Origin of the sequence: Enorma phocaeensis (genome assembly GCF_016901575.1) — a bacterium.
Classification (GTDB): domain Bacteria; phylum Actinomycetota; class Coriobacteriia; order Coriobacteriales; family Coriobacteriaceae; genus Limicola; species Limicola phocaeensis_A.
On the sequence record NZ_JACJKQ010000061.1, the window covers coordinates 1 to 900 of the forward strand.

Below are 900 nucleotides of genomic sequence, written 5' to 3' on the forward strand. Positions count from 1 at the left end.
GGCTGGAACGAGAAGTCGAAGTCGGCGAGCGTCTTCACGTAGGGGAAGTTCGCCTTCTCGACCCTGCGGTCCAGGTCGCGGGCCCTCACCGCCGCGACCTGGGCGTCCGTCATCTCCATCAGGGCCTGCGCGAAGGTCTTGGAGCCCGAGGCGACCAGGGCGGAGTACTCGGCGGCCGAGGCCGCCATCGCGTCGAGACCGAGCTCCTCGAGGTTGTTGCGCGCCCGCTCCGGCGCGCTGGCCTCGACCAGCGGGGCGCTCATGCGGCACCGCCCCCTCCGAGCGCGTCGAGCAGCTCGAGGTTGCGGCGCGCGGCCTCCTCGATGTCGCCGTCGGCGCGCCACCGCTTGCCCTCGAGCGCCTCGGCGTAGTGGGCGGGGTCGTAGACGATCGGGCCGCCCGGGGCGCGCGTGTCGTGCACGGCGGCGAGGTCGCCGCCGTCGTAGACCCTGAGGACCCCGTCGGCCGACAGCACGAGCCTGGCGCGGCGCCCGATCATTCGCCTGGGCACCGAGAACTCGCGGCCGGCGCAGCGGACGAGCATCGTGGCCGGCACCTCCTGGTAGGAGACGTCGCCGAGCATCGACTCGAGCAGCCGGCGGTTGCCCAGCGGCCTGAGCGCGTCCTTCTCCCGCATGAACAGCAGCTCCGGGGGCACGCCGGTGGTGCCGTTGGGCTCCTCGTTGCTGCGGCGCTCGATGCGCGCTATCGCCTCGTCGAGGCCCTCCCAGCCGTCGAAGTCCCCCTCGTAGGCGAGGAGCCTCGAGAGGAAGCGGTTCGCGCTCTCCACCTTGCCCTTGGTCTGGGGCGTCCTCGGCGCGCAGAGCACGATGCGGAAGCCGGCCTCGCGGGAGAAGCGCTCGACGCGCGGGTCGCGCGCCCGCCTGCCGTCCCCGCCGA

The 900-nt window shown here is 73.3% G+C and carries 2 protein-coding genes; both read right to left on the reverse strand.

The features are described from left to right. Positions 1-263, reverse strand: a 263-nt coding sequence (locus H6A15_RS10185) for an ATP-binding protein (RefSeq protein ID WP_239462513.1), incomplete at its 3' end; no start/stop codon positions are given. Then, the coding region (locus tag H6A15_RS10190) for a Mu transposase domain-containing protein (RefSeq protein ID WP_428840712.1) at positions 260-900 on the reverse strand (641 nt) is incomplete at its 5' end. The genes H6A15_RS10185 and H6A15_RS10190, both read right to left, overlap by 4 nt.